Annotated in this window: 28 protein-coding genes and 1 pseudogene; 16 read left to right on the top strand and 13 right to left on the bottom strand. The window is 75.6% G+C overall.

Features of this window, described 5'->3' with window-relative positions:
• Positions 1-887: 887 nt before the first annotated feature.
• The 3 genes from AB0J00_RS01415 to AB0J00_RS01425 all read right to left on the bottom strand — a co-directional run bounded on the left by AB0J00_RS01415 (position 888) and on the right by AB0J00_RS01425 (position 3020).
• Complete coding sequence (locus tag AB0J00_RS01415; protein ID WP_357739050.1) at positions 888-1916, bottom strand: 3-oxoacyl-[acyl-carrier-protein] synthase III C-terminal domain-containing protein; 1029 nt, start codon at positions 1914-1916, stop codon at positions 888-890.
• A gap of 70 nt (positions 1917-1986) precedes the next feature.
• The gene (locus AB0J00_RS01420; protein WP_357739053.1) at positions 1987-2685 is read right to left on the bottom strand and encodes a methyltransferase domain-containing protein; all 699 of its coding nucleotides are present in this window, start codon (positions 2683-2685) and stop codon (positions 1987-1989) included.
• Complete coding sequence (locus AB0J00_RS01425) at positions 2682-3020, bottom strand: DUF3140 domain-containing protein (protein ID WP_357739056.1); 339 nt, start codon at positions 3018-3020, stop codon at positions 2682-2684. Before AB0J00_RS01425 ends, AB0J00_RS01420 begins: the two co-directional genes overlap by 4 nt.
• Before the next feature lie 49 nt (positions 3021-3069).
• Between AB0J00_RS01425 and AB0J00_RS01430 the strand changes: the two genes are divergently transcribed.
• The 3 genes from AB0J00_RS01430 to AB0J00_RS01440 are packed head-to-tail and all read left to right on the top strand — an operon-like array spanning position 3070 to position 4715.
• Positions 3070-3573, top strand: a complete 504-nt coding sequence (locus tag AB0J00_RS01430) for a DUF6328 family protein (RefSeq protein ID WP_357739058.1) — start codon at positions 3070-3072, stop codon at positions 3571-3573.
• Positions 3574-3596: 23 nt separating this feature from the next.
• Positions 3597-4517 carry a ribokinase gene (locus AB0J00_RS01435; RefSeq protein WP_357739061.1) on the top strand — a complete coding sequence of 307 codons (921 nt, stop codon included), beginning with the start codon at positions 3597-3599 and terminating at the stop codon, positions 4515-4517.
• Between the two features lie 36 nt (positions 4518-4553).
• Positions 4554-4715 carry a hypothetical protein gene (locus tag AB0J00_RS01440; RefSeq protein WP_357739064.1) on the top strand — a complete coding sequence of 54 codons (162 nt, stop codon included), beginning with the start codon at positions 4554-4556 and terminating at the stop codon, positions 4713-4715.
• 3 nt (positions 4716-4718) lie between these two features.
• Here the strand turns inward: AB0J00_RS01440 and AB0J00_RS01445 are convergent, their stop codons facing one another.
• The gene (locus AB0J00_RS01445) at positions 4719-4886 is read right to left on the bottom strand and encodes a hypothetical protein (RefSeq protein ID WP_357739067.1); all 168 of its coding nucleotides are present in this window, start codon (positions 4884-4886) and stop codon (positions 4719-4721) included.
• A gap of 58 nt (positions 4887-4944) precedes the next feature.
• Between AB0J00_RS01445 and AB0J00_RS01450 the strand changes: the two genes are divergently transcribed.
• Positions 4945-5961 carry a TIGR03617 family F420-dependent LLM class oxidoreductase gene (locus AB0J00_RS01450; RefSeq protein WP_357739070.1) on the top strand — a complete coding sequence of 339 codons (1017 nt, stop codon included), beginning with the start codon at positions 4945-4947 and terminating at the stop codon, positions 5959-5961.
• Positions 5962-5965: 4 nt separating this feature from the next.
• On the opposite strand, the gene AB0J00_RS01455 is transcribed toward AB0J00_RS01450, so the two are convergent.
• Entirely contained in the window at positions 5966-6847 is an 882-nt protein-coding gene (locus AB0J00_RS01455) for a metal ABC transporter permease (RefSeq protein WP_357739073.1), read from the bottom strand.
• Positions 6847-7647, bottom strand: coding sequence for an ABC transporter ATP-binding protein (locus AB0J00_RS01460; RefSeq protein WP_357739076.1), 801 nt, complete (start codon positions 7645-7647; stop codon positions 6847-6849). Before AB0J00_RS01460 ends, AB0J00_RS01455 begins: the two co-directional genes overlap by 1 nt.
• 207 nt (positions 7648-7854) lie before the next feature.
• Between AB0J00_RS01460 and AB0J00_RS01465 the strand changes: the two genes are divergently transcribed.
• The 4 genes from AB0J00_RS01465 (at position 7855) to AB0J00_RS01480 (ending at position 9491) form a co-directional block, all read left to right on the top strand.
• Positions 7855-7980: a hypothetical protein gene (locus AB0J00_RS01465; protein WP_357739079.1), complete on the top strand. Its 126-nt coding sequence runs from the start codon at positions 7855-7857 to the stop codon at positions 7978-7980.
• 153 nt (positions 7981-8133) lie between these two features.
• Positions 8134-8763, top strand: a complete 630-nt coding sequence (locus AB0J00_RS01470) for a TetR/AcrR family transcriptional regulator (RefSeq protein WP_357739081.1) — start codon at positions 8134-8136, stop codon at positions 8761-8763.
• A gap of 40 nt (positions 8764-8803) precedes the next feature.
• Positions 8804-9235, top strand: coding sequence for a hypothetical protein (locus AB0J00_RS01475; RefSeq protein WP_357739084.1), 432 nt, complete (start codon positions 8804-8806; stop codon positions 9233-9235).
• A 70-nt stretch (positions 9236-9305) separates the two neighbouring features.
• Positions 9306-9491, top strand: a complete 186-nt coding sequence (locus tag AB0J00_RS01480) for a hypothetical protein (protein WP_357739087.1) — start codon at positions 9306-9308, stop codon at positions 9489-9491.
• Between the two features lie 18 nt (positions 9492-9509).
• Here the strand turns inward: AB0J00_RS01480 and AB0J00_RS01485 are convergent, their stop codons facing one another.
• Positions 9510-10184: a DUF881 domain-containing protein gene (locus AB0J00_RS01485; protein ID WP_357739090.1), complete on the bottom strand. Its 675-nt coding sequence runs from the start codon at positions 10182-10184 to the stop codon at positions 9510-9512.
• Between the two features lie 61 nt (positions 10185-10245).
• On the opposite strand from AB0J00_RS01485, the gene AB0J00_RS01490 reads away from it, so the two are divergent.
• Both AB0J00_RS01490 and AB0J00_RS01495 read left to right on the top strand, forming a co-directional pair.
• Positions 10246-11184: a 3-methyladenine DNA glycosylase gene (locus tag AB0J00_RS01490; protein WP_357739093.1), complete on the top strand. Its 939-nt coding sequence runs from the start codon at positions 10246-10248 to the stop codon at positions 11182-11184.
• Positions 11181-12014 carry a tyrosine-protein phosphatase gene (locus tag AB0J00_RS01495; protein ID WP_357739096.1) on the top strand — a complete coding sequence of 278 codons (834 nt, stop codon included), beginning with the start codon at positions 11181-11183 and terminating at the stop codon, positions 12012-12014. The genes AB0J00_RS01490 and AB0J00_RS01495 overlap by 4 nt, the downstream gene beginning before the upstream one ends.
• A 121-nt stretch (positions 12015-12135) precedes the next feature.
• Here the strand turns inward: AB0J00_RS01495 and AB0J00_RS01500 are convergent, their stop codons facing one another.
• Together AB0J00_RS01500 and AB0J00_RS01505 are read right to left on the bottom strand one after the other, a co-directional pair.
• Positions 12136-12285, bottom strand: a complete 150-nt coding sequence (locus AB0J00_RS01500) for a hypothetical protein (RefSeq protein ID WP_357739100.1) — start codon at positions 12283-12285, stop codon at positions 12136-12138.
• A gap of 316 nt (positions 12286-12601) precedes the next feature.
• Positions 12602-14317, bottom strand: a complete 1716-nt coding sequence (locus AB0J00_RS01505; protein ID WP_357739103.1) for a putative PEP-binding protein — start codon at positions 14315-14317, stop codon at positions 12602-12604.
• Positions 14318-14524: 207 nt separating this feature from the next.
• Here AB0J00_RS01505 and AB0J00_RS01510 point away from each other — a divergent pair, with 207 nt between their 5' ends.
• Genes AB0J00_RS01510 through AB0J00_RS01525 form a run of 4 tightly spaced genes read left to right on the top strand, consistent with a single transcriptional unit; the run spans position 14525 to position 18735 of the window.
• Positions 14525-15292: a DeoR/GlpR family DNA-binding transcription regulator gene (locus AB0J00_RS01510; protein WP_357739105.1), complete on the top strand. Its 768-nt coding sequence runs from the start codon at positions 14525-14527 to the stop codon at positions 15290-15292.
• Positions 15289-16284, top strand: a complete 996-nt coding sequence (locus AB0J00_RS01515; protein ID WP_357739108.1) for a 1-phosphofructokinase family hexose kinase — start codon at positions 15289-15291, stop codon at positions 16282-16284. The genes AB0J00_RS01510 and AB0J00_RS01515 overlap by 4 nt, the downstream gene beginning before the upstream one ends.
• Positions 16285-16339: 55 nt before the next feature.
• Positions 16340-18427: a fructose-specific PTS transporter subunit EIIC gene (locus tag AB0J00_RS01520; protein WP_357739111.1), complete on the top strand. Its 2088-nt coding sequence runs from the start codon at positions 16340-16342 to the stop codon at positions 18425-18427.
• Between the two features lie 47 nt (positions 18428-18474).
• Positions 18475-18735 (top strand): HPr family phosphocarrier protein, encoded by a 261-nt coding sequence (locus AB0J00_RS01525; RefSeq protein WP_357739114.1) that lies wholly within the window; start codon positions 18475-18477, stop codon positions 18733-18735.
• Positions 18736-18813: 78 nt separating this feature from the next.
• On the opposite strand, the gene AB0J00_RS01530 is transcribed toward AB0J00_RS01525, so the two are convergent.
• Complete coding sequence (locus AB0J00_RS01530) at positions 18814-19272, bottom strand: SRPBCC family protein (RefSeq protein WP_357739117.1); 459 nt, start codon at positions 19270-19272, stop codon at positions 18814-18816.
• 158 nt (positions 19273-19430) lie between these two features.
• Here AB0J00_RS01530 and AB0J00_RS01535 point away from each other — a divergent pair, with 158 nt between their 5' ends.
• Positions 19431-19604, top strand: a complete 174-nt coding sequence (locus AB0J00_RS01535; protein WP_357739121.1) for a hypothetical protein — start codon at positions 19431-19433, stop codon at positions 19602-19604.
• 23 nt (positions 19605-19627) lie between these two features.
• Positions 19628-19969, top strand: a pseudogene (locus AB0J00_RS01540) (SDR family oxidoreductase); the annotation flags it as partial.
• Positions 19970-20071: 102 nt separating this feature from the next.
• Here the strand turns inward: AB0J00_RS01540 and AB0J00_RS01545 are convergent.
• Genes AB0J00_RS01545 through pdhA form a run of 3 tightly spaced genes read right to left on the bottom strand, consistent with a single transcriptional unit; the run spans position 20072 to position 23612 of the window.
• Positions 20072-21496 (bottom strand): dihydrolipoamide acetyltransferase family protein, encoded by a 1425-nt coding sequence (locus AB0J00_RS01545; protein WP_357739124.1) that lies wholly within the window; start codon positions 21494-21496, stop codon positions 20072-20074.
• Complete coding sequence (locus AB0J00_RS01550) at positions 21496-22473, bottom strand: alpha-ketoacid dehydrogenase subunit beta (RefSeq protein ID WP_357739127.1); 978 nt, start codon at positions 22471-22473, stop codon at positions 21496-21498. The genes AB0J00_RS01545 and AB0J00_RS01550 overlap by 1 nt, the downstream gene beginning before the upstream one ends.
• On the bottom strand, positions 22473-23612 hold the full coding sequence (gene pdhA, locus AB0J00_RS01555) for a pyruvate dehydrogenase (acetyl-transferring) E1 component subunit alpha (RefSeq protein ID WP_357739129.1): 1140 nt from the start codon (positions 23610-23612) through the stop codon (positions 22473-22475). The genes AB0J00_RS01550 and pdhA overlap by 1 nt, the downstream gene beginning before the upstream one ends.
• Positions 23613-23709: the final 97 nt, after the last annotated feature.

Genomic DNA, 23709 nt, shown 5'->3' on the forward strand with positions numbered 1-23709 from the left:
CGGGGCCGCAGGTCGATGCCTCGGTCCCGCAGGGGTCGGACGGCGCGCTGCCGACCAGCACGGACATGCCCCCGAAGGCGGCGAACGGGGTGGCGAGCACCGTGGCCAGGACGGCGACCAGCGTCGCCGTGCGGTCCCGGGGTGAGGGCACCGTTGCGCCACCGGCAGACCTCGGCACCACGCTCACGGGGCGAGGATGCCCCGCCACCGACGCCCGGGTGCCCGCCCCGACCAGCGTCGACCAGATCGTGACCATCCCGGGCGCCCGGGTCGAGCCGGCTCACCTGGCGTCGAGCCGTGCCGTGACGCGGCTCGACGTCAGGTCAGCCGGGTCGACCCACGTCGCCTCGGCCAGGGGCGGGCGGTCGGTCCGGTCGATCGGCGCCGGCGGGCGTCACCGACGCCCCGGTGGGCAGCGGCGGCCAGCCGGGGGCCGGGAGGAAGCGCTCTGTGCGAACCGAACGCCGCCACCGCCAGACGACGACCAGCAGCGCCACCGTGGCGGGGCCACCGATGAGGAGCCCCGCGCGGACCAGCCCATCGGGCTCCGGACCACACAACCCCTCGACCGCACACGGGTCCGACGGCGACATCCCGACGAGCACCGAGAGGGCGCCGTAGGCCATGAGCATGGCCAGCGGGACGACGAGCGCGCCGGCGACCCACGTCGCTCGCCCTCTCCCGCGCGGACGTCGGCGCAGCCTGATCGGCACCGCATGATCGTCGCGTGACCCCCGCCGCCGGTCCAGTGCCGACCCCGTGTGGTCACCCGTTGGGCGTGGCTCGACGTCAGCTCGTCCGGGTCGACCCGGACGAGGCGGGGTCGAGCCGCGTGCGCACGCGGCTCAGGCCCTCCTGGGGCGGGTCGACCCGGGGACGGCCGGCGCTCAGGCCGGGAGCAGCAGGGTGGCGTAGAGGGTCAGGCCGGGGCCGAACGCCATCGCGACCACCGGGCCGTCGACGTCCCGCAGCTCGTCGAGCACCAGCAGCACGGTCGCCGACGAGCAGTTGCCGTGCTCGGCGAGCACCCGGCGCGAGGCGCTCATCTGCTCCTCGGTGAGCCCGAGCTGGTCGCGGACGACGTCCAGGATCCGCGGGCCGCCGGGGTGCACCGCCCAGCCGGCGACGTCCTCGATGCGCAGCCCGGCGCCGGTGAGCAGCTCGTCGACGACCCCGCCGACGTGCCGGCCCAGCACGCCCGGCACCCGCGGCGAGAGCCCCATCCGGAAGCCCAGGTCGGTGACGTCCCAGGTCATGTGGTCGGCCGTCGACGGATCGGTGCGGGCGATGGTGGCGGCCACCCGCCGGCCGCGCCGGGCCGCGGGCTCGACCACCACGGCCGCCGCGGCGTCGCTGAACAGCGAGTGGTTGACGACCTGCTCGAGCTCGGGCACGGCCGGCTGCACGTGCAGGCTGGTCAGCTCCAGGCAGAGCAGCACGGCCGGTTTGGCGCGCGCGGTCACGAAGTCGCTCACCGCGCCGAGGCCGGGCAGCGCGGCGTAGCAGCCCATGTGGCCGACCATCAGCCGCTGCAGCCCCGGCGGCATGCCCAGGTCGCTGGCCAGCCGGATGTCCAGGCCGGGGGTGACGTACCCGGTGCACGAGGCGACGGCGAACAGCCCGACGTCGCCGGGCGCCAGGCCGGCGGCGTCCAGCGCGTCGGCCACCGCCTGCTTGCCCAGCGGCATCGCCTCGGCGACGTACCGCCGCATCCGGGCCTCGGTGCCGGCCGCGGCGAGGTCCTCGTCGCCGGGGTAGACCACCGCGTGCCGGGTGGTCACGCCGGCGGCCATGAACACCCGCTCGGCGGCCCGCACGCCCGCGTACCGGGGCGCGAAGTAGTCGCGCCAGACGGCGGCCTGCTCGTAGGTGGCCGGCAGCGCCCGACCGGATCCGGTGACGACGGCGCTGGTCACGAGCTGATCCGACGGCTTCGGCCCATGGGGCGACGGTACGTGCCGGTGATCGTCAACGCTCCCCCACCGATCAGCGCTTCGTGCCGTAACCGGCGAACAGCACGCCGGTCCAGCGCATCGGCCGCATGCGCACCCCGGCCCGGCGGCCGAGCCGCCAGGCGACCACGTCGCGCACCGAGGGCCGCAGCCCCACGAGCCGCAGGTCCAGCCCCGCGCGGTCGGCGGCCGCGGCCAGACCGGCGCGGTCGACGAACAGCGCCGGGTCGTGGATCCCCGGCGGCGGGCCACCGGGGACCCGCTCCCCGATCCGCACGGCGACCAGGTCCGCGGCCCGGGTGCGCGCGATCGCGTCGACCACCAGGGTGCCGCCGGGGCGCAGCAGCCGCGCGCACTCGGCGATCACCGCCTGGTCGTCGGCCACGTGCTCGAGCACCTCGCCGGCCACCACGACGTCCGCGCACCCGTCGGCGAGCGGCACCGCCAGCACGGAACCGCGCACCGGCAGCACGCCGTGCGTGCGGGCCAGCCGCAGCCCGGTGAGCCCCAGGTCCACACCCACGTGCCGGTACCCGAGCCGGGCCGCGTGCGGCGCCATCAGCCCGCCGCCGCAGGCGAGGTCGACCAGCAGCGCGCCGGGCCGGGCGGCCGGCGGCAGGTGCTCGGCGCGGGAGGCGGCCAGCCAGTGGAGCATGGCGAAGCCACCGGCCGGCTCCCACCACTGGTCGGCCAGCTGGTCGTACTGCGCCGGGTCGTTCCGCTGCAGGGTCACTTCAGGGGATCGTGCCCCCAGTTCATCAGGCTGTACCGCCACTTCGACGTCCGGATCTCCTCGTGCTCGGGCCGCTGTGCGAGGTGCCGGGCCACGTAGCCGTGCACCTTGCGCATGTGCGCCAGGTCGTCGTCGGTCAGGTCGGCCTTCTTGGTGTGCAGCAGCTCGACGATGCGGCGTCCGGACTCGTGGCCGGTCGACTCGTCGCCGGCCCCGCTCTTCTGCCCCACCGACTGCGACTCCTCGGACTGCAGCCACTTCTCCAGCTCGCCGGCGGTCATGTTCACCGCCTCGCCGAACTCGCGGCGGGTGGTGTCGGCGTCCTGCTCGGCCATGACCTCTCCCAGGTGTGTCGATCGGCTCCTGGTGCGGTACCGCCGGGCGGTGGGGAGGAAACGGTCGGACGCGCAGGGATCGGCGCGCGACCGCGGCGAGAGCACCGACGAGGTGCTCGACCGCAACGTCGCCGAGCTGCTGCAGGAGACCCGGGTGGCCACCGCGGGCGTGCAGTTCCTGTTCGCCTTCGAGCTGACCCTGCCGTTCACCCAGCGGTTCGGCGAGCTGCGCCGCTTCGGGACGACGGTCTACACGGTCAGCCTGCTGAGCACGGCCCTGGCCGCGCTGGTGCTGCTCGCCCCGGTGGCCTTCCACCGCGTGCTGTTCCGGCAGCACGAGAAGCGCGCCGTGGTCGCCTTCGCCGACCGGTGCCTGATCATCGGCCTGGCGCTGGTGCTGGTCGGCATCGCCAGCGCGGTGCTGCTCGTGCTCGACGTGGTGCTGGGCCGGGCCGCGGCGGTCACCGCCTGCGCGGCGATCGGCGCGGCCGGGCTGCTCATCTGGTTCCTGCTGCCGGCCGGCCACCGGCTGCGCTCCCGCCGGGACGACTGAGCGCGGTCTCTAGGCTCGGCGGCATGAGCGTGACCGTCGTGGGCAGCCTGAACGAGGACGTGATCGCCACCGTCGACCGGCTCCCCGGCCGCGGGGAGACCGTGATCGCGAGCGCGGTGGCCGTGCTGCCCGGCGGCAAGGGCGCCAACCAGGCCGCTGCCGCGGGCCGGCTGGGCACCGGTGTGCACATGGTCGGCCGGGTGGGCGACGACCCGGCCGCCGGCCGGCAGCTGGCCGCGCTCGCCGACTCGCGGGTGAACGTGGGCCGGGTGCAGCGCACCGCGGGCACGCCCACCGGGACGGCGACGATCCCGGTCGAGGCCGACGGCGGCGAGAACCTGATCGTGGTGGTGCCCGGTGCCAACGCGGCGCTGACCCCGGACGACGTCGACGTCGAGTCGGTGCACCGGGCCGGGGTCCTGCTGCTGCAGCTGGAGACCCCGCTGGCCACGGTGCGGGCGGCCGCGGCGGCGACCCGGGGCACCGTCGTCCTGAACCCCGCACCGCCGCAGCCGCTGCCGGCGGAGCTGCTCGCGCAGGTGGACGTGCTGGTGCCCAACGAGCACGAGCTGGCCCGGCTGGCCGGCGCGCCCGCGACGGACCGGTCCCCCGCGGAGCTCGCCGACCTCGCCCGCGGCCTGGCTCGCGCGGTGGTGGTCACCCTCGGCGCGCGCGGCGCGCTGGTGGTGCCGGCCGACGGCGCGGCGCTGCTGCAGCCCCCGCCGCCGGTCGAGCCGGTCGACACCACCGGCGCCGGCGACTGCTTCTGCGGCGCCCTGGCCAGCGCGCTGGACCGCGGCGACGACCTGCCTGCGGCGGTGCGCTACGCGGCGACCGCGGCCGCGCTGTCGACCACCGGCCCGGGCGCCCGCGGCGGGCTGCCGGACGACGACGCGGTGCGGGCGCTGCTGCCGCGCACCCCCGCCGCCGAGGCCGTGAGCTGAGGGTTTCCGCCCCGCGCAGCCGGGCAGTGCCCTCCCATGACCGAGAGCACCCCGCACCCCACCGAGCCCGCCGAGGGCGCTGTCGAACCCGGCCAGGACGAGAGCGGCCGCACGCCGCACCCCACCGAGCCCGCTGAGGGCAAGGAGGAGGCGGCCGCGGAGGGCGTCGACCCGGACAACCGCATCAGCGGCGCCTGAGCGTCACCGCCCGGTCCGCGCGTCGTCGTCCGACGGCTGCTGACCGGGCGGGTCCTCCCCGCACTGCGGGTCGGTGGTCTGCGGGTCGGCGGGCCGGGAGTCCGACGGCAGCGGACGCCGCGGCGGGGCGGTGGGCGGGCGGACCGACGTCCGCCCGGGCTGGACCGGCACGGCTCCTCCTCGCGACGCGGGGCACGACCGCTTCCGACCGTACGGCAGCATCGGGGGCGTGCTGCTCGACGCTGCGCTCCTGACCACCGGCATCGACGACGTGCCGGCGACCGCCCGCGCCCTGGAAGCCCGCGGCTACGCCGGTGTGTGGTCCGCCGAGGCCGACCACGACCCCTTCCTCCCGCTGCTGGCCGCCGCGATGGCCACCGAGCGGCTGCAGGTCGGGACGGCGATCGCCGTCGCGTTCGCCCGTTCGCCCATGACCCTGGCCATGACCGCGCACGACCTGCAGCGCTACACCCGCGGCCGGTTCCAGCTGGGCCTGGGCACGCAGGTGAAGGCGCACGTCGAGCGCCGGTTCTCCATGCCCTGGTCGGCGCCGGCCGCGCGGATGCGCGAGTACGTGGCCGCGCTGCGGGCGATCTGGTCGGCCTGGCAGGACGGCACCCCGCTGCGGTTCCGCGGCGACTTCTACTCGCACACCCTGATGACGCCGATGTTCTCCCCGCAGCCGCACGAGTGGGGCGCGCCCCCGGTGCACCTGGCCGCGGTCGGCCCGCTGATGACCCGGCTTGCCGGGGAGGTCGCCGACGGGCTGCTGGTGCACGCCTTCACCACCGAGCGGTACCTGCGCGAGCACACCCTCCCGACGCTGGGCGAGGGCCTGGCGCTGGCCGGCCGGGACCGGTCCGCGGTGACGGTGAGCCTGCCCGGTCTCGTGGTCAGCGGGCGCACCGCCGAGGAGACCGACCGCGCGGCGGACGCCGCCCGCCGGACCATCGCCTTCTACGGCAGCACCCCCGCCTACCGGCCGGTGCTCGACCTGCACGGCTGGGGCGACCTGGCCGCCGAGCTGCACCGGCTGTCGGTGGGCCGCGACGAGCAGCGCTGGACGGCGATGGCCGCGCTGGTCGACGACGAGGTGCTGCACACGTTCGCCGTCGTCGCGGACCCGGACGACGTCGCCGCGGCGGTGCGCGCCCGGTTCGGCGGCCTGGTCGACCGGTTCAGCGTGTACGCGAGCCACCCCGCGCCGCTGGAGCTGTGGGACCCGCTGGCCGCGGCGTTCCGCTGAGCCCTCAGGGGATGGCGACGGGCTCCGGGCTCGCGGCGGCCGGGACCCGGGCACCCCAGCCCGACCGCACCCGGCGGGCGGAGACCACCCGGCAGACCAGGTAGACCAGGAAGCTGATCGTGGTGACGAACGGGCTGATCGGCACCGTGCCGCCCAGCGCGAGCAGGATGCCGCCGACGGCGGAGACGACCGCGAACACGACGCTGAGCAGCGTGGCCCGCAGCGGCGAGGCGGTCACCCGGAAGGCCGCCGCGGCGGGGGTGACCAGCAGCGAGAGCACCAGCAGCGCGCCCACCACCTGCACCGCCAGCGAGACCGCCAGGCCCAGCAGCAGGGTGAACGCCACCGATACCAGCCCGACCGGCACGCCGCGGGCGACGGCGACCTCCGGGTCGGCGCTGGCGAACAGCAGCGGCCGCCAGATCAGCGCCAGGCCCAGCAGCACGACCACCGAGACGCCGGTCAGCCAGCCCAGCCGGACGGTGTCGACGGCCACGATCTGGCCGGTGAGCAGGCCGAACTTGTTCGCCGCGCGGCCCTCGTAGAGGGCGAGGAACAGCACGCCGAGACCCAGCCCGAACGGCATCAGGACGCCGATCACCGAGTTGCGGTCGCGGGCCCGGACGCCGAGGGCGCCGATCAGCCCCGCGGCGAGCACCGAGCCGACCACCGACCCGACGGCGACGCTGCCGCCCAGCAGCAGGGCCCCGGCCGCGCCGGCGAACGAGAGCTCGCTGATGCCGTGCACGGCGAACTGCATGTCGCGCATCTGCACGAACACCCCGACCAGCCCGCCGACGACGCCGAGCAGGGCGGCGGCGATGAGCGAGTTGGTGACCAGGCCGAGCAGGGCGCCGTAGTCGGAGAAGTCGAACAGCCGGTCCATCAGCGGCTGCCCTCCAGCGGCACGGGGGCGAGCCCGGACACCGCGTCGTGGTGGTCGCAGCCGGCCGGCTCGTCCGGCGTCCCGACCACGACGATCCGGCCGCGCACCTGCAGCACGTCGACCGGGGTGCGGTACAGCTCGCTGAGCGTGGCCGAGGTGAGCACCTCGGACGGCGGGCCCACCCGGTAGGAGCCGCCGGCGACGTAGAGGACCCGGTCGACCAGGTCCAGCACCGGGTTGATCTCGTGGGTGACGAAGACGACCGCGGTGCCGTGCTCGCGCCGGCGGCGGTCGATCATCTGGGCGACCGCCCGCTGGTGGCGGAGGTCCAGGGAGAGCAGCGGCTCGTCGCACAGCAGCAGCTGCGGGTCGGTGGCCAGCGCCTGGGCGATGCGCACCCGCTGCTGCTCACCGCCGGACAGCAGCCCGATCGGGGCGTCGGCGTAGCCGGTGGCGCCGACCGCGGCCAGCGCCTCGTCGACCCGGCGCCGGTCGGCGGCGCTGCGCCGGCCGATGCCCCAGCGGTGCCCGTCGATGCCGAGGCCGACGAGGTCGCGGGCGCGCAGCGGGGTGGCGGCGTCCAGGGACTTCTGCTGCGGCACGTAACCGACCCCGCGCACGCCGCGGCCCGGTGGCCGGCCGCCGACGAGCAGCCGGCCGGCCGTCAGGGGCTGCTGCCCGAGCACGGCCTTGAGCAGCGTGGACTTGCCGGCGCCGTTGGGCCCCAGGACGGCGAGGAACTCACCGGGACGGACGTCCAGGTCCAGCCCCGACCACAGCGTCCGCGCACCGAACGACATGCCGGCGTCCTGGAGTCTGAGGACCGGTGCACCGGGCGGCGAAGAGGGACTGGTCATCGTTCCCAGTTTCGCACGAGACGGCCCCCGCGCGCTGCCCCCTCGAGGTGGGGTGCGCGACGCCGCGGTGGCGCAGGTCTCACCCACCCGGAAAGGTGCATCCTCGGCGACATCGGTTTCCGGAGCGTGACGAAGGGGATGCTGGCTGACATGGCAGACAACGACCGCACCGAGCAGGTGGACGACCGCGCCCAGGCCTCCCAGACCGAGGAGACCGCCGCCCAGCAGACCGTCCGCCGGATGCTCGCGAACCCCCGGCGGATCCGCCGCGCCTGACCCCCTGGCGGGCCTGCGCGAGGGGGTCCGGACAGCGTCACATCCGCACCACGGACCCCCGTCGCCCCGGGGTTGACCAGGCGCCACGGGGGCGCCTCGGGAGGTCGGCGTGCCGCGAACCGCTCCGTCACGATCTGCTGCACCATCGCTGACGTGACTGCCGCCGCCATCCCCCTGCACACGCCCGACGACGGGCCGGCACCGGCCCGCCGCTCCCGCGCGGAGCGGCAGGAGATCGTCCTGGACACCGCGGAGCGGTTGTTCTCGCAGCGCAGCTCGCGCAGCGTCGGGATGGACGAGCTGGTCCGCGAGACCGGCCTGGGCAAGATGACGGTGTACCGGCTCTTCAAGAGCAAGGACGAGCTGGTCGGCGCCTACCTGGCCCGCAAGGCCGCCTCGGTGCTCTCCTACGTCGACGCCGACCTCATCCGGCTGGAGGGCGACCCGCGGGCGGCGCTGCTGTCGGTCGTGGACCACGTGGAGCACGAGGTCACCCGGCCCGGCTTCCGGGGCTGCCCGTTCACCAACGTCAGCAGCGAGTACGACGACCCGCAGCACCCCGCCCGGGTCGCCGCGGCCGACTACAAGTTCGAGCTGCACGCCCGGCTCGAGCGGCTGGCCGGCGAGCTGCTGCCCGGCGCCGGCGACGACCTGGCCGCCCAGGTGCACCTGATCATCGACGGCATGTACCTCTCCGGCGGTCTCCTCGGCCCGGACGGCCCGGCCTCGCACGGTCGCGCGCTCGCCGAGAAGCTCATCGACGCGGCCGTCGCCGGCCGCTGACCTCCCGCTCGGACGGCGGGGCGCCGCGCCCCGCCCCAAGATGGGCTTCGTGACCGACCGCACCCGCCCCGACCTCGACGACGCGACGGTGGAGGCCCTCGGCAAGCTGTCCGAGGCGCTGGAGACCGTCGACCAAGCCCGCGGGCACCTCTACGGCCTGCACCAGCTCACCGGCCGCGCCGACCTGCTGCTGCAGGACGCCGTGGAGAAGTTCCGCGCCGCGGGCCACGACGACTTCGCCGACCTGCTCGACCGCGACCTCGTCGGCCGCAACGTCATCGCCGACCGGTGGACCTTCCAGATCGTCGAGGACTTCGACGAGAACTACTGGGGCACCTTCCGGGCGCTCGACGCCCAGGCGCGCGACCGGTACGCGGACGGCGACCGGCACGTCTACGAGGCCCGGATGAAGCAGCGCGAGCGCACCCACGGGCACCCCGCCCACGAGGCCGGCCCCGCGCTCGACGACTGAGCTCCCCGTTTCCGCCGTCGCCCCCTGGGCACGGGTCAGGGCACCCGTCCGCCCGAGCAGAGGAGATCCGATGACCGAGCCCGCCAGCAGCGGCTACCACGACTCACCGGCCACGTCCGACCCGGACGGCGACCTGGTCGACGGCACCCCCGGCCACGACCGGGGCGACGGCGGCGAGAAGGACACCGTCCTGCTCACCGACGACGAGGCGCAGCGGGACGACGGCGTCGTCCGCCCGGGCAACGAGGCCGACTAGCGGTCGGCCGGCGGTGGGCTAGCGGTTGGTGACGGCGGTGACCTCGACGCGGTCCTCGACGGCGACGTCCGCCGTCCCGCCGACCCGGACGACGTCGCTGGCCGGCAGGCCCGGGCCGGTCAGCGCGGCGCGCAGGTCATCGGCCGGGCCGATGGCCAGCAGCCGGTAGGGCGAGGACAGCGGGACGTCGTCGACGACCACCTGGTCGCCGCCGGTGAAGGCCGTGGAGGCGATCACCCGCAGACCGTTGAGCTGGATCGCCTCCGCCCCCGCGCCGCGCAGCTCCTGGACGGCGTCCAGCAGCAGCTCCGACCCCACGTCGCCGTCGGGGTCGGTGATCGTCACCCGCACGCCCGGGCCGCTGGCCGGCACCGACCCGGTGAGCATCGCGATGGCCTGCGCCCGCTGGGTGGCGTTGACCAGCGCCTGGTCGGAGTCGCCGGAGGCCGCGCTGAGCGCCTCGACCTGCTGCCGTGCGTCGCTGACCTGCTGGGCGAGCCGGTCGGCCTCCGCCTTCTGGGTGTCGAAGATCTGGAGCAGGTCCTCCTGGTTGGCCCCGGGCAGCGCCTCGGGCTCCCGGCTCTCCCGGATCTGCACGGTGGCCCCGAGCCCGAGCAGCAGCGTCAGCAGCCCGGTCAGCCCCTGGTTGACCAGCCGCCTCCGGACCGGCCGCCCTGCCTGCCCTCCGCTCACCCCAGCGAGGGTACCGAGGCCGGCGGCCCGCGCCGGGGACGTCCACTCGTAGCCTGGCGGGGTGCCGTCCGTGCTGACCGACGTCCCGCTGCTGCTGGCGGAGGACGAGTGGCAGGCGCGCGCCGCGGCCCACCGCGCGGACGTCGACCGGTGGGTCGGCCCGCACCAGGAGCGGCGCCGGCGCGGCGAGGTGCACCCGGTGCTGGACTTCCTGTTCACCTACTACTCCCAGCCCCCGGGCCGGCTGCGCCGCTGGCACCCGGGCGTCGGCGTGGCGCTGGCCGGCGAGACCGCGCGCGAGCGGCTGGACTGGCCGTTCACCGCCGAGGTCGACGCCGTGGACGCCGACGGCCGGGCGGGCCGGGGCGTGGGTCTCGACGTCCGGGCGTTCCTGGACCGCCGGCTGCAGACCGTGGAGTGGACGGCCGCCCTGCTGCGGGCGACCGCGGGCCGGCCGGGGCAGTTCGGCTGCTTCGGGCTGCACGAGTGGGCGATGGTCTACCGGCCCGACGACGGCGAGGTGCGGCACCCGCTGCCGCTGCGGCTGGGCGCCGCGGGCACCGACGCGGTGGTCGAGGGGCACCGGGTGCAGTGCAGCCACATCGACGCGCACCGCTTCTTCACCCGGGCCGGCGAGCCGCGCAACACGCTGCGGCCCACCCGGGAGACCCAGCGGGAGATGGACCAGCCCGGCTGCCTCCACGCGAACATGGACCTCTACAAGTGGGCGTACAAGCTCGCGCCGGCGGTGCCCGGTGAGCTGGTGGCCGACTGCTTCGCGCTGGCCGCCGACGTCCGCGAGCTGGACATGCGCGCCTCGCCCTACGACCTGAGCACGCTGGGCCGGCCCCCGGTGCGCATCGAGACGCCCGAGGGCAAGGCCGAGTACGTCGCCGCCCAGCGTGGCTTCGCCCAGCGGGCCGCGCCGCTGCGGCAGCGCCTGCTCGACGTCTGCGACGGCCTGCTCGCCGCTGCGGGACGTCGTACGGTCGGCGGGTGACCTCGACCCGCACCGACCGCTGGCTGCACCTCGACGGGACCACCAACACCCGCGACCTCGGCGGGCTGCCGACCACCGACGGCGGCGAGACGGTGCGCGGGCGGGTGCTGCGCAGCGACAACCTGCAGACGCTCAGCGCGGCCGACGTCGCCCGGCTGGTCGACGAGCTCGGGCTGACCGACGTGGTCGACCTGCGCACGACGGCGGAGATCCTGATGGAGGGCCGCGGGCCGCTGCGCGACGTCGGCACGGTCACCCACCGGCACTTCACCCTGCTGCCCGAGCGCGGCCTGCGCACCGACGTCTTCGCCGCCGAGGTCGACGAGGACGCGGTGCGGGCGCAGCTGCCGGCGGACTGGGTGGAGTCGGTGCTGCCCCGCCAGGCCGGGGCGGACGACGGCGAGACGGCCGCCGTCCGCTCCTACCTGGGCTACCTGACCGACGGGCGGGACAACGTGCTCGCCGCGCTGCGCGCCGTGACCGCCGCCGAGGGCGCGGTGGTCGTGCACTGCGCGGCGGGCAAGGACCGCACCGGCGTGGTCAGCGCGCTGGCGCTGGCGGTGGCCGGGGTGGAGCGCGAGGCGGTGATCGCCGACTACGCGCAGACCGCCGAGGTCATCGAGTCGCTGATGGCCAAGCTCGCCGCCAGCCCGACCTACGCCGAGGACGCGGTGGCCCGGGACATCGCCGACCATACGCCGCGGGCGGCCACGATGCGGCGGGTGCTGGACCTGCTCGACGAGCGGGCGGGCGGGCCGCTGGGCTGGCTGGACGCGCACGGCTTCGACGCCGACGAGCAGGCCGCACTGCGCGCCCGCCTGCGCGGGTAGCGGCCCGGACAGCGTTCGACCCCGGCCTCGACGTTCGAGGACCGGGGTCGTGGTGCTGCTCGGCCCCCTCGCAGGGGCCCGCCGCGAGCTCGCGAGCGGTGGGGGGCGAGGGGGTCCTCCCTCAGCGGAGGGCGTTGAGGAACTGGCTGCTGCTGCCGGAGAGCCCCATCAGCTCGTGGCGCATCGCCGGCGTGTTGGCGCCGTCGATCGCGGAGATGAGGGCCCGACGGTTACGCGCCGCCTGCCGACGCCGTCGCCAGCTGGAGGTCACGCTGCTCATGGTGTTGCCTTCTTCCGGAGTTCCGATGTGGTGGTGTACCCGTAGTAAACCAGGCGGGCGCCAATTTCTTCCATCGGTTCATAGGGTGTGTCGCTGAAGTTGCCGACGGATGTATCACCCGATGGGGATAGCTGCCGACGATGTGTCGCCCAGGCCACACCTCCTGCCGCCCCCCGGAACGCGACGGAGCCCCGCCGGTCGGTGACCGGCGGGGCTCCGCACGAGACGACGCTGTCCCGCGGCCGACGGGACCACGCTGTCCCGGCGACCTGCTCGAGGGCCCGGCCGCAGCGGCCGGGCGGGCGGCTCAGGCGCCGCTGACCACCGCCCGCGCGGCGGCGCGCGCCGCGTGCGGGTCGGCCGCGGCGAGGGCGGCCTCGGCCGCGCGCCGGCAGGTGTCGAGGTCGACGGTGGCCAGCCGGGCGCCCACGCCGGCGACCGACGAGGCCGCGCAGGACAGCGAGGAGATGCCCATGCCGACCAGCACGCAGGCCAGCAGCGGGTCGGCCGCCGCCTCGCCGCACACGCCCACCCGCTTGCCCGCCCGCTGACCGGCGGCCGCGGTGGCCTGCACCAGGGCGAGCAGGGCCGGCTGCCACGGGTCGGTGAGGTCGGCCAGGTCGGCGGAGAGCCGGTCGGCGGCCAGCGTGTACTGCGACAGGTCGTTGGTGCCCAGCGACAGGAAGTCCAGGTGCTCGAGGAACCGGTCGGCCAGCACCGCCACCGACGGGACCTCCACCATCACGCCGGGCACCAGGCCGCGCTCGCGGACGAGCGCGGCGAACTCGGCGGCCTCCTGCACGGTGGCGACCATCGGGGCCATCACCCAGGGGCTGGTGCCGGTCCGCTCGGCGGCCAGCGAGATCGCGTCGAGCTGGCGGGTGAGCAGGCCGGGATCGCGGCGGGCGGTGCGGACGCCGCGCACGCCCAGCGCCGGGTTGGCCTCGTTCGGCGGGGTGGCGAAGGGCAGCGGCTTGTCCGAGCCGGCGTCCAGGGTGCGGATCACGACCTTGCCGCCGGGGAAGGCCTCGAGCACGCCGGCGTAGATGCCGGCCTGCTCCTCGATCGAGGGCTCCTCGGTGCGGCCGAAGAAGGCGAGCTCGGTGCGCAGCAGCCCGACGCCCTCGGCGTGCGCGGCGGCGGCCGCCCGGGCGCCGGGCCCGTCCTGCACGTTGGCGAGCACCTGCACCGGGTGGCCGTCGCGGGTGGCACCGGGCCCCTGGTAGCCGGCCAGCGCAGCGGCGCTCGCCTTCGCCTCGGCCACCTGGCGCTCGGCCTCGGCCGGGTCGGGATCGACGGTCACCGTGCCGTGCTCACCGTCGATGAGCACCAGGGCGCCGGTCGGGACGTCGTCCAGCCCGCCCACCGCGACGACGCAGGGCAGGCCGAGCTGGCGGGCGATGATCGCGGTGTGGCTGGTGGCCCCGCCCAGCCGGGTGGCCAGCGCGACGATGCGCGCGGTGTCGAGGCCGGCGGTGTCGGCGGGCGCCAGGTCGTCGGCGAGCAGCACCGACGGGGTGTCCGGCGCCGGCACGCCCGGCTCGCCCTGGCCGGTCAGCTCGGCGACGATGCGGTCGCGGATGTCGCGGATGTCGGTGACCCGCTCGGCCATCACGCCACCGAGGCTGCTGAACAGCTCCACGAACTGCTCGGCGGCGGCGACCGTGGCCACGGCGGCGCTCGCGCCGTCCCCGATCCGCTGCTCGACGGCCGAGAGCAGGCCGCGGTCGCGGGCGAGCTGGGCGGTCGTGTTGAGCACCTCGGCGCTCACCCCGGTCGCGGCGCCGGCCCGGCCGGCGAGCCGCTCGGCGACGGCCTCGGCGGCGGCGGTGAACCGCTCCTTCTCCGCGGTGCGCTCCGCCTCGGGGACGGGGGTGCCCGGGCCCTCCGGCAGCTCCACCCGGCCGACCGGTCGCACCACGGGGCCGAACGCGCAGCCGGGCACCACGGGGGTGCCGGCCAGGACGGTGGTGCCGCCGAGGGCGGCCGCGGCATCGACGGCGCCGGTGGGGGTGGACGGCATGGCGGGGACCTCGCGTTCCGCTCGGATCGGGGCACCCGGATCGGTGCGCCCGGGTCGGTGCTGGTGATCAGAGTCACGGACAGGCCTTGACTTGTCAACCAGACACAGATAAAACAACACAAGCCAAGCTCGAATCCCACACAAACGGGCATGGCTCCGCAGCCGCTCCGGCTGTCCGCCCGAGCAATGCCGCCCGAGGAGGTGCAGGTGTACGCAGAAGAGCGCCAGCAGGCCATCGCCGGGCTGGTGACCCAGCGCGGCCGGGTGGCCGTGACCGCCGTCGCCGAGCACTTCGGTGTGACCACGGAGACGGTGCGCCGGGACCTCGCCGTCCTCGAGCGTGCGGGGATGCTACGCCGCGTCCACGGTGGCGCCGTCCCGGTGGGGGCGCTCACGGTCGTCGAGCCCGGGCTCGGCGAGCGGCGCGGTACGCGGACCGACGCAAAGCGGCGGATCGCCGCCTGCGCGCTGGACCTGGTGCCCGGTACCGACGGCAGCCTGATCCTCGACGGCGGCAGCACCACCGCCGCGCTGGCCGAGCTGCTGCCCGGCGACCGGGCGCTGCTGGCGGCCACCAACTCGGTGCCGATCGCCGCCCGGCTGGCCGGCGTCGCGGGCATCTCGCTGCACCTGCTCGGCGGCCGGGTGCGCGGCGTGACCCAGTCCGCCGTCGGGGAGACCACCGTGCAGGCGCTGCGCGACCTGCGCGCCGACGTCGTCTTCCTCGGCACCAACGGGATCAGCGCCGGGCACGGCTTCTCCACCCCCGACGAGGCGGAGGCCGCGGTCAAGCGGGCGATGGCCCGCGCCGGTCAGCGGGTGGTCGTCCTCGCCGACAGCAGCAAGCTCGGCCGCGAGCACCTGGTCCGCTTCGCGGCCGTCGAGGACGTCGACGTCCTGGTCACCGACGACGAGGCCGACCCCGACGTCGTCGCCGACCTGGAGTCCCAGGGGATCGAGGTGCTCACGGCATGACCGTCACCAGCCGGCCGGCGGTGGTCACGCTGACCGCCAACCCGAGCCTCGACCGCACCCTCGCGCTGCCCGGCCCGCTGGAGCGCGGCACCGTGGCCCGGCTGGGCGCCAGCGCCACCGAGCCCGGCGGCAAGGGCGTCAACGTGGCCCGCGCGGTGGCCGCAGCCGGTGTGGACGTCGTCCCGGTGCTGCCCGCCGGACCGCTGGACCCGCTGGTCCGGGCGCTGACCGCGCTGGGGCTGCGGCTGGCCGCCGTCCCGGTGACCGCGCCCGTGCGCACCAACTACACGCTCACCGAGCCCGACGGGACGACGACGAAGCTCAACGAGCCCGGCGCCCCGCTGGACGCCGGCGTCCGCGCCGAGCTCGGCGCCGCGCTCCAGCAGCACGCGACCGGCGCCCGCTGGGTCGTGCTGTCCGGCTCGCTGCCCCCGGGCACCCCGGCCGGCTGGTACGCCACGCTGGTGCGGGAGCTGCGCGGCACCGGCGCGCGCATCGCCGTCGACACGTCGGAGGCGCCGCTGCTGGCGCTGCTGGCGGCCGGCCCGGAGGCCGCGCCCGACCTGCTCAAGCCCAACACCGAGGAGCTGGCCCAGCTGGCCGGCGTCCCGGAGGAGGAGCTGCTCGCCGACCCGGAGGCGGTCGGGAACGCCGTCGCCGGCCTGCACCAGCGCGGTGTCGGCGAGGTGCTCCTGACGCTGGGGGCGGACGGCGCGCTGCTGTCGACGCCCACCGGCCGGTGGCGGGCCCGCCCGCCGCGGGTCACCGTGCGCAGCACCGTGGGCGCCGGCGACTCCAGCCTCGCCGGGTACGTGCTGGCCGACCTGGCCGGCGCCGACCCGGCGCACCGCCTGCGCACGGCGGTGGCCTACGGCGCCGCGAGCGCCGCCCTGCCCGGCTCGGCCGTCCCGGACCCCGGGCAGGTCGACCTGGCCGGGGTCCACGTCGACCCCGACCGCCCCGGCGCCACCGTCGCCGCGGGCGACCGCTGACCCACTCGCACCGCACCCCCGATCCCGGCACCGCCGAGCTCTCCTGGAGATCCCCATGTCCATCCTCATCACGCCCGAGCTGGTGGCGCTCGACGCCGACCTCGGCGCCGACAAGGCCACGGTCGTGCACCGGCTCGCCGGGCTGGTCGCCGCGGCCGGCCGGGCCACCGGCGCGGAGGCGCTGGCCGCCGACGCGCTGGCCCGCGAGGCGAAGGCCGCGACCGGGCTGCCCGGCGGGATCGCCATCCCGCACTGCCGGTCGGCCGCCGTCACCCAGGCGTCGCTGGCGTTCGCCCGGCTCAGCCCCGGCGTCGACTTCGGCGCGCCCGACGGCCCGGCCGACCTCGCCTTCCTCATCGCCGCGCCGGAGCACGGCGACGCCGACCACCTGACGCTGCTGACGGCGCTCGCCCGGGCACTGGTGCGGCCGGAGTTCGTGGCCGCCCTCCGCGCCGCCCGCACGCCGGCCGAGGTGGTCGACCTCGTGCAGGAGGTCGTCTCCCCCGCCGAGACGCCGGCCGCCGCTCCCCCGGCCGCGCCGGCGCCGACCCCCGCGACCCGGACGCTGGTGGCGGTGAGCGCCTGCCCGACCGGCATCGCGCACACCTACATGGCCGCCGACAAGCTCGCCGCCGCCGCCCGCGAGATGGGCGTCGATCTGCACGTGGAGACCCAGGGCTCGTCCGGCTCCACCCCGCTCGACCCGGCGGTGATCAGCAAGGCGGAGGCGGTCATCTTCGCCGTCGACGTCGGCGTCAAGGACCGCGAGCGGTTCGCCGGCAAGCCCGTCGTCCAGTCGGGCACCAAGCGGGCGATGAACGAGCCGCAGGTGATGATCCGGGAGGCGCTGGCCGCCGCGGACGACCCGAACGCCCGCCGGGTGCCCGGCGACGGCGCCGCGGCGGCCACCCCCGGGACGGCGGCCGGTGACCGGCCCCACCCGGCGGCCGAGGTCCGCCGCTGGCTGCTCACCGGCGTCAGCTACATGATCCCGTTCGTCGCCGCGGGCGGCCTGCTGATCGCGCTCGGCTTCCTCTTCGGCGGTTACAAGATCGTCAACGCCGACCCGTCGGCGGACGGCCTCAGCTACGCGACCAACTGGGCGCTGAACAACACCCTGTTCAACCTGCCCAGCGCCGCGGGGGTCGACCACCTCAACGACGGCTTCTGGGGCTACCTCGGCGCCGTGTGCACCGTGCTGGGGCAGGCGGCGTTCGGCTTCCTGGTGCCCGCGCTGGCCGGGTACATCGCCTACGCGATCGCGGACCGGCCGGGCATCGTGCCGGGCTTCGTCGTCGGCGCGGTCTCGCTGACCGTGGGCGCCGGCTTCCTCGGCGGCCTGGTCGGCGGCATCATCGCCGGGTTCGCGGCCCTGTGGATCAGCCGCTGGAAGCTGCCGGCCTTCGCACGCGGCCTCCAGCCGGTGGTGATCATCCCGCTGCTGGCCACGTTCATCTCCAGCGGGATCATGCTCGTGCTGCTCGGGCGGCCGCTGGCCAAGGCGCTGTCCGGCCTGACCGACTGGCTCAACGGGCTGACCGGCAGCTCGGCGATCGTGCTGGGCATCGTCCTGGGCCTGATGATGTGCTTCGACCTGGGTGGCCCGGTCAACAAGGCCGCCTACGTCTTCGCGACCACCGGCCTCACCGCGGACGCCAGCCGCGGCTCGCTGGTGATCATGGCGACGGTGATGACCGCCGGCATGGTCCCGCCGCTGGCGATGGCGCTGAGCACGGCGGTCCGCCCGCGGCTCTACACGGCGGCCGAGCGGGACAACGGCAAGGCGGCCTGGCTGCTGGGGGCCTCGTTCATCTCCGAGGGCGCCATCCCGTTCGCGGCGGCTGACCCGCTGCGCGTGATCCCGTCGATGATGCTGGGCGGGGCGACCACCGGCGCGATCGTCGCCACCAGCGGCGTGGAGCTGCGCGCCCCCCACGGCGGCGTCTTCGTCTTCTTCGCCATCAGCGGTCTGCTCATGTGGCTGGTCGGGCTGCTCGCGGGCACGGTGGTCGGCGCGGCCGCCGTCACGATCGCCAAGAGCATCGGCCGGCCGAAGGCGGACGCCGTCCCGGCCGACGCCACCGACCTGGCGCACGTGCCGGCCGCGGCCGGGGCGACGCCGATTCGTTCTGCCGCCGTCTGACCAGGCAAGCTGACACCAGACAGTTCGACCCCAGGAAGCAGGGACAGATGCCCACCAAGACCGTCACCGTCGGGTCCGCCGTCGGTCTGCACGCCCGCCCGGCGGCCCTCATCGCCGAGGCCGTCACCAAGTCCGGGGTGCCGGTCACGCTGGCCACGCCCGGCGGCAACCCGGTCGACGCCGGCTCGCCGCTGATGATCATGACGCTCGGCGCCAAGCACGGCACGGACGTCGTCGTCAGCAGCGACGACGAGGCGGTGCTGGACCGGATAGCCGGCATGGTGGCCACCGACCTCGACGCCGAGTAACCAGCCGCCGAGCAACCCGCACGCGCGACGGCGCCCGCCTCCCTCCGGGGAGACGGGCGCCGTCGTCGTCTGCTGGGCTCAGCCCTCGCGCGGGACCTCACCGCGCCACGAGCCGGTGGCCGACCCGCGGCTCTCGATGAAGGTCTTGAAGCGGTCGAGGTCGCCCTTGACCTGCCGGTCGTCGAAGCCGGTGGCCGCGCCGACCTTCTCGACGATCCCCTCGGGCGCCCAGTCGATCTGGACCATGACCCGGGTGGTCGTGTCGTCGAGCTTGTGGAAGGTCACGACGCCGGCGTGCGACTTGCCGTCGGTGCTCTTCCAGGCCACCCGCTCCTCGGGGTGCTGCTCGGTGATCTCCGCGTCGAACTCGCGCTTGACGCCGTCGACGTTCGTGACCCAGTGGGTGTGCCGGTCGTCGGTCTGGGTGATGCGCTCCACCCCGCCCATGAACTCCGGGAACGACTCGAACTGCGTCCACTGGTCGTAGACCTGGCGGATCGGGGCGTCGACGTCGATGGACTTCTCCACGGTGGCCATTGAGAACTCGTCCTCCTGTGCTCGGTGGTGTCGCGTTCGGGCAGTGGCCTACCCGGTCGCGCACGCTCGAACACCCCAGGTGACGGAACGGCCCGTCCCGGGGTGGACGCCGCCGGGCACGGCCCGCCGCGCACCCTCCCCGCCCGACGATGGGGACCATGCGCAGCGAGCGGTCGATCGCGGTCACCGGGGACGCCGCCGACCCGGCGGCGGCGGAGCGCGCCGCGGACGCCGGGGAGTCGCTGGGCCCGCTGCGCGGCTGGGTGGACAACGCAGCCCTTTGCGGGACGCCGCCCTCGACAGCGCCCCGCCGGCCGAGGCGGTCGAGCTGATCACCGCCAACCTGGCGCCGGCGGTGGTCGGCTGCGCCACCGCCGTCCGCCGGATGACCGGCCACGGCGGGGGCAGCATCGTCAACGTCTCGAGCCACCAGGCACAGCGCGCGGTCCGCGGCGCGCTGCCCTACGCGACGGCCAAGGCCGCCGTCGAGGGGCTCACCCGGGCCGCCGCCGTCGACCACGGACCGGCCGGCGTCCGGGTGAACACCGTGGCGCTCGGCTCGGTGGGGACCGAGCGGCACACGGCGTTCCCCGCCGGCCTCCCGCCGGCGCGACGCACCGCCGTCGAGGACCAGCTGGCCGCGCTGCACCCGCTCGGCCGGATCGGCCGCCCGGCGGACGTGGCCGGGGCCGTGCGCTTCCTGCTGTCGGACGACGCCGCCTGGATCAGCGGCGCCGTCCTCCCGGTGGACGGCGGCCGCGCCGCCCGTGGCGCCGACCCCGAGGAGCGCCGAGCCGGCTCAGAACAGCAGCGCGGTCGCGGGGTCCTCGAGCAGGGCGCCGACGTCGGCGAGGAACCGGCTGCCCAGCTCGCCGTCGACGATCCGGTGGTCGAACGACAGCGCCAGCTGCGTCACCTGCCGGACCTTGACGCTCTTCTTCCCGCCCTTCCCGCCCTCGACGACCCAGGGCATCTCGCGGATCGCCCCGAACGCCAGGATCGCCGACTCCCCCGGGTTGAGGATCGGGGTGCCGGTGTCGACGCCGAACACGCCCACGTTGGTGATCGTGATCGTGCCGCCGGCCATGTCCGCCGGCGAGGTGCGCCCGGCGCGCGCGGTGGCAGTCAGGTCGCCCAGCGCCTGCGCCAGCTCGGCCAGCGACAGGCTCCCGGCGTCCTTGACGTTGGGGACGACGAGGCCGCGGGGCGTCGCGGCGGCGATGCCCAGGTTCACCTGGCCGTGGACGACGATCTCCTGCGCCGCCTCGTCCCAGGAGCTGTTGACCATCGGGTGCCGCTTCGCCGCGAGCAGCAGCGCCTTGGCCACGAACAGCAGCGGGCTGACCTTCACCCCGGCGAGCTCCGGACGCGCCGCCAGCCGCTGCCGGAGCTTCATCATCCGGGTCACGTCGACGGTGAGGAACTCGGTGACGTGCGGCGCGGTGAACGCGCTGGCCACCATGGCCGCGGCGGTGTGCTTGCGCACGCCCTTGATCGGGATCCGGGTCTCGGCGAGCACCGACTCGGTGCGCACCCGGGCGCTGCCGGCCGGGGTCTCGGCGGCGATCCGCACCGCGTCGACGTCCGCACGGGTGATCACCCCGCCGGTGCCGGTGCCGGTGACCGTGGCCAGGTCGATGCCGAGGTCCTTGGCGTACTTGCGCACCGGCGGCTTGGCCAGCGGCCGCAGCTGCCCGTGCCCGGGCGCCGCGGGGGTCGCCGGCGCGGCCGTCGCGGGGACGGCGTGCGCCTCCGCGGCGCGGCCGGTCTCCAGGCCGCCGTGGCGGACCGGCTTCACCGTGGCGTCGGGGGCGGTGGCCAGCAGCGGCGGGTGGTCGGAGCCGGAGCCGTAGTCGGCCTCGACGGGCACCGGCGCGGCGCGGCGCGGCCGCCGGCGGCTGTCCCCGCTGCGCGGGCCGTAGCCCACCAGCACCGCCGTCCGCTCGCCCGCCGGGGCGGGCGCCGGGCTGCTCCCCTCCCCACCGAGGTCGATGGTGATGATCGGGGAGCCCACGTCGACCGTCGTCCCGGCCTCGTGCAGCAGCTCCACGACCGTGCCGGCGAACGGGCTGGGCAGCTCGACGGCGGCCTTCGCCGTCTCGACCTCGCACAGCGGCTGGTTCACCGTGACCGTGTCGCCGACGGCGACCAGCCAGGACAGGATCTCGCCCTCGGTGAGCCCCTCGCCGACGTCGGGCAGCTTGAACTGGCGCAGGTCGGCCATCAGAACCCCATCGCGCGGTCGACGGCGTCGAGCACCCGGTCCAGGTCGGGGAGGTACTCCTCCTCGATCTTCGCCGGCGGGTACGGGGTGTCGTACCCGCCGACCCGCAGCACCGGGGCCTCCAGGGAGTGGAAGCACTCCTCGGTGACCCGGGCGGCGACCTCGGCCCCCAGCCCCAGGTTGGTCGGCGCCTCGTGCACGACCACGCAGCGGCCGGTGCGGCGCACCGAGGCGTACACCGGGTCGAGGTCCAGCGGGGAGACGGTGCGCAGGTCGACGACCTCCAGCGAGCGGCCCTCCTCGGCAGCGGCGGCCGCGGCCTGCAGCGCCGTCTTCACCATCGGGCCGTAGGCCAGCACGGTGACGTCGTCGCCGCCGCGGACCACCCGGCTGCTGAACAGCGGGTCCGGCGTCGCGTCGACGTCGACCTCGCCCTTGTCCCAGTACCGGCGCTTGGGCTCGAGGAACACGATCGGGTCGGGGTGGGCGATCGCCTGCTGGATGCCCCAGTACGCGTCGGCCGGGTTGCTCACCGCGACGACCTTCAGCCCGGCGGTGTGCGCGAAGTAGGCCTCGGGGCTCTCGCTGTGGTGCTCGACCGCGCCGATGCCGCCGCCGAACGGGATGCGGATGACGATCGGCATCGGGAACCGGCCGCGCGAGCGGGCGTGCAGCTTGGCCACCTGGGTGACGATCTGGTTGTAGGCGGGGTAGACGAACCCGTCGAACTGGATCTCGCAGACCGGCCGGTAGCCGCGCATCGCCAGGCCCACGGCGGTGCCCAGGATGCCGGCCTCGGCCAGCGGGGTGTCGACGACCCGGTCGTCGCCGAAGTCCTTCTGCAGGCCGTCGGTGATCCGGAAGACACCGCCGAGCTTGCCGATGTCCTCGCCCATGAGCACGACCTTGGCGTCGTCCTCCAGCGCCTTGCGCAGGCCGAGGTTGAGCGCCTTGCCGATGGTGAGCGTCTGGGCCATCAGGAGCCCTCCCCCTCGAAGGACGCGTGGTACGCCAGGAACTCGTCGCGCTGGCGGAGCAGCTCGGCCGGCGGGTCGGCGTAGACGTGGTCGAACATCGACGGCCCGGCGGGCTCGGCCAGCTCGAGCGTGCCGCGGCGGATGCGGGCGGCGAGCTCGTCACCGTCGGCCTCGACCGAGGCGAAGAAGTCGGCGTCGGCGGCGCCGCTGCGCGACAGGTGCGCCTTGAGCCGGGCGATCGGGTCGCGCAGCTTCCACTCCTCCAGCTCGCTGGCCAGCCGGTAGCGGCTGGGGTCGTCGGAGGTGGTGTGCGCACCCATCCGGTAGGTGAACGCCTCGATGAAGGTGGGGCCCTGGCCCTCGCGGGCGGCGGTGAGCGCGGCCCGGGTCACGGCCAGGACGGCGAGCACGTCGTTGCCGTCGACGCGGACGCCGGGGAAGCCGAAGCCGGCCGCGCGGTGGAACAGCGGCACCCGCGACTGCCGCTCGATCGGCACGCTGATCGCGTACTGGTTGTTCTGGCAGAAGAACACGACCGGGGCGGAGAAGGTCGAGGCCCAGATCATCGCCTCGTTGACCTCGCCCTGGCTGGTGGCGCCGTCGCCGAGGAAGGCCAGCACCGCCTCGTCCGCGCCGTCGCGCTGGACGCCCATCGCGTACCCGGTCGCGTGCAGCGTCTGCGCGCCGATGACGATCGTGTACAGGTTGAACCGCCGGGCCACGGGGTCCCAGCCGCCGTTGTCGACGCCGCGGAACAGGCCCATCACGTGCAGCGGGTCGACCCCGCGGGTCCAGGCCACGCCGTGCTCGCGGTAGGTGGGGAAGGCCATGTCCTCCGCGGCCATCGCCCGGCCGGCGCCGACCTGCGCGGCCTCCTGGCCCAGCAGCGAGGCCCACAGCCCCAGCTCGCCCTGCCGCTGCAGCGCGGTCGCCTCGGCGTCCCAGCGCCGGACCAGGACCAGGTCGCGGTACAGACCGCGCAGCTCCTCGTCGCTGACGTCGAGGGGGTAGTCGGGGTGCTCGACCCGGTCGCCCTCGGGCGTGAGCAGCTGCACCAGGTCCGGTTGCTCCGGCAGGTGCGGGGCGCCGGCCCCGGGTACGGGGTCGACCACCTCGGTGGTCGGCGGCAGCGCCGTCATGGTCGGTCTCCTCGCCGTCGCTGGGGCGCGCCGGGGTCTCCGGCCGCCCACTCGGGACGTCCTCCGGCGCCGGGGTGTGGCACCGCTCACAGATGGT

The organism is Modestobacter sp. NPDC049651, from assembly GCF_040659695.1.
In the GTDB taxonomy this organism is placed as follows: Bacteria; Actinomycetota; Actinomycetes; order Mycobacteriales; family Geodermatophilaceae; genus Modestobacter.

Excerpts from the sequence above, each read along its gene's own strand:
- AB0J00_RS01425 (WP_357739056.1), bottom strand. The coding sequence starts at position 3,020 with ATGGCCGAGCAGGACGCCGACACCACCCGCCGCGAGTTCGGCGAGGCG.
- AB0J00_RS01435 (WP_357739061.1), top strand. The coding sequence starts at position 3,597 with ATGAGCGTGACCGTCGTGGGCAGCCTGAACGAGGACGTGATCGCCACC.
- AB0J00_RS01440 (WP_357739064.1), top strand. The coding sequence starts at position 4,554 with ATGACCGAGAGCACCCCGCACCCCACCGAGCCCGCCGAGGGCGCTGTC.
- AB0J00_RS01455 (WP_357739073.1), bottom strand. The coding sequence starts at position 6,847 with ATGGACCGGCTGTTCGACTTCTCCGACTACGGCGCCCTGCTCGGCCTG.
- AB0J00_RS01460 (WP_357739076.1), bottom strand. The coding sequence starts at position 7,647 with ATGTCGTTCGGTGCGCGGACGCTGTGGTCGGGGCTGGACCTGGACGTC.
- AB0J00_RS01465 (WP_357739079.1), top strand. The coding sequence starts at position 7,855 with ATGGCAGACAACGACCGCACCGAGCAGGTGGACGACCGCGCCCAGGCC.
- AB0J00_RS01475 (WP_357739084.1), top strand. The coding sequence starts at position 8,804 with ATGGGCTTCGTGACCGACCGCACCCGCCCCGACCTCGACGACGCGACG.
- AB0J00_RS01480 (WP_357739087.1), top strand. The coding sequence starts at position 9,306 with ATGACCGAGCCCGCCAGCAGCGGCTACCACGACTCACCGGCCACGTCC.
- AB0J00_RS01505 (WP_357739103.1), bottom strand. The coding sequence starts at position 14,317 with ATGCCGTCCACCCCCACCGGCGCCGTCGATGCCGCGGCCGCCCTCGGC.
- AB0J00_RS01515 (WP_357739108.1), top strand. The coding sequence starts at position 15,289 with ATGACCGTCACCAGCCGGCCGGCGGTGGTCACGCTGACCGCCAACCCG.
- AB0J00_RS01520 (WP_357739111.1), top strand. The coding sequence starts at position 16,340 with ATGTCCATCCTCATCACGCCCGAGCTGGTGGCGCTCGACGCCGACCTC.
- AB0J00_RS01525 (WP_357739114.1), top strand. The coding sequence starts at position 18,475 with ATGCCCACCAAGACCGTCACCGTCGGGTCCGCCGTCGGTCTGCACGCC.
- AB0J00_RS01530 (WP_357739117.1), bottom strand. The coding sequence starts at position 19,272 with ATGGCCACCGTGGAGAAGTCCATCGACGTCGACGCCCCGATCCGCCAG.
- AB0J00_RS01535 (WP_357739121.1), top strand. The coding sequence starts at position 19,431 with ATGCGCAGCGAGCGGTCGATCGCGGTCACCGGGGACGCCGCCGACCCG.
- AB0J00_RS01545 (WP_357739124.1), bottom strand. The coding sequence starts at position 21,496 with ATGGCCGACCTGCGCCAGTTCAAGCTGCCCGACGTCGGCGAGGGGCTC.
- AB0J00_RS01550 (WP_357739127.1), bottom strand. The coding sequence starts at position 22,473 with ATGGCCCAGACGCTCACCATCGGCAAGGCGCTCAACCTCGGCCTGCGC.
- pdhA (WP_357739129.1), bottom strand. The coding sequence starts at position 23,612 with ATGACGGCGCTGCCGCCGACCACCGAGGTGGTCGACCCCGTACCCGGG.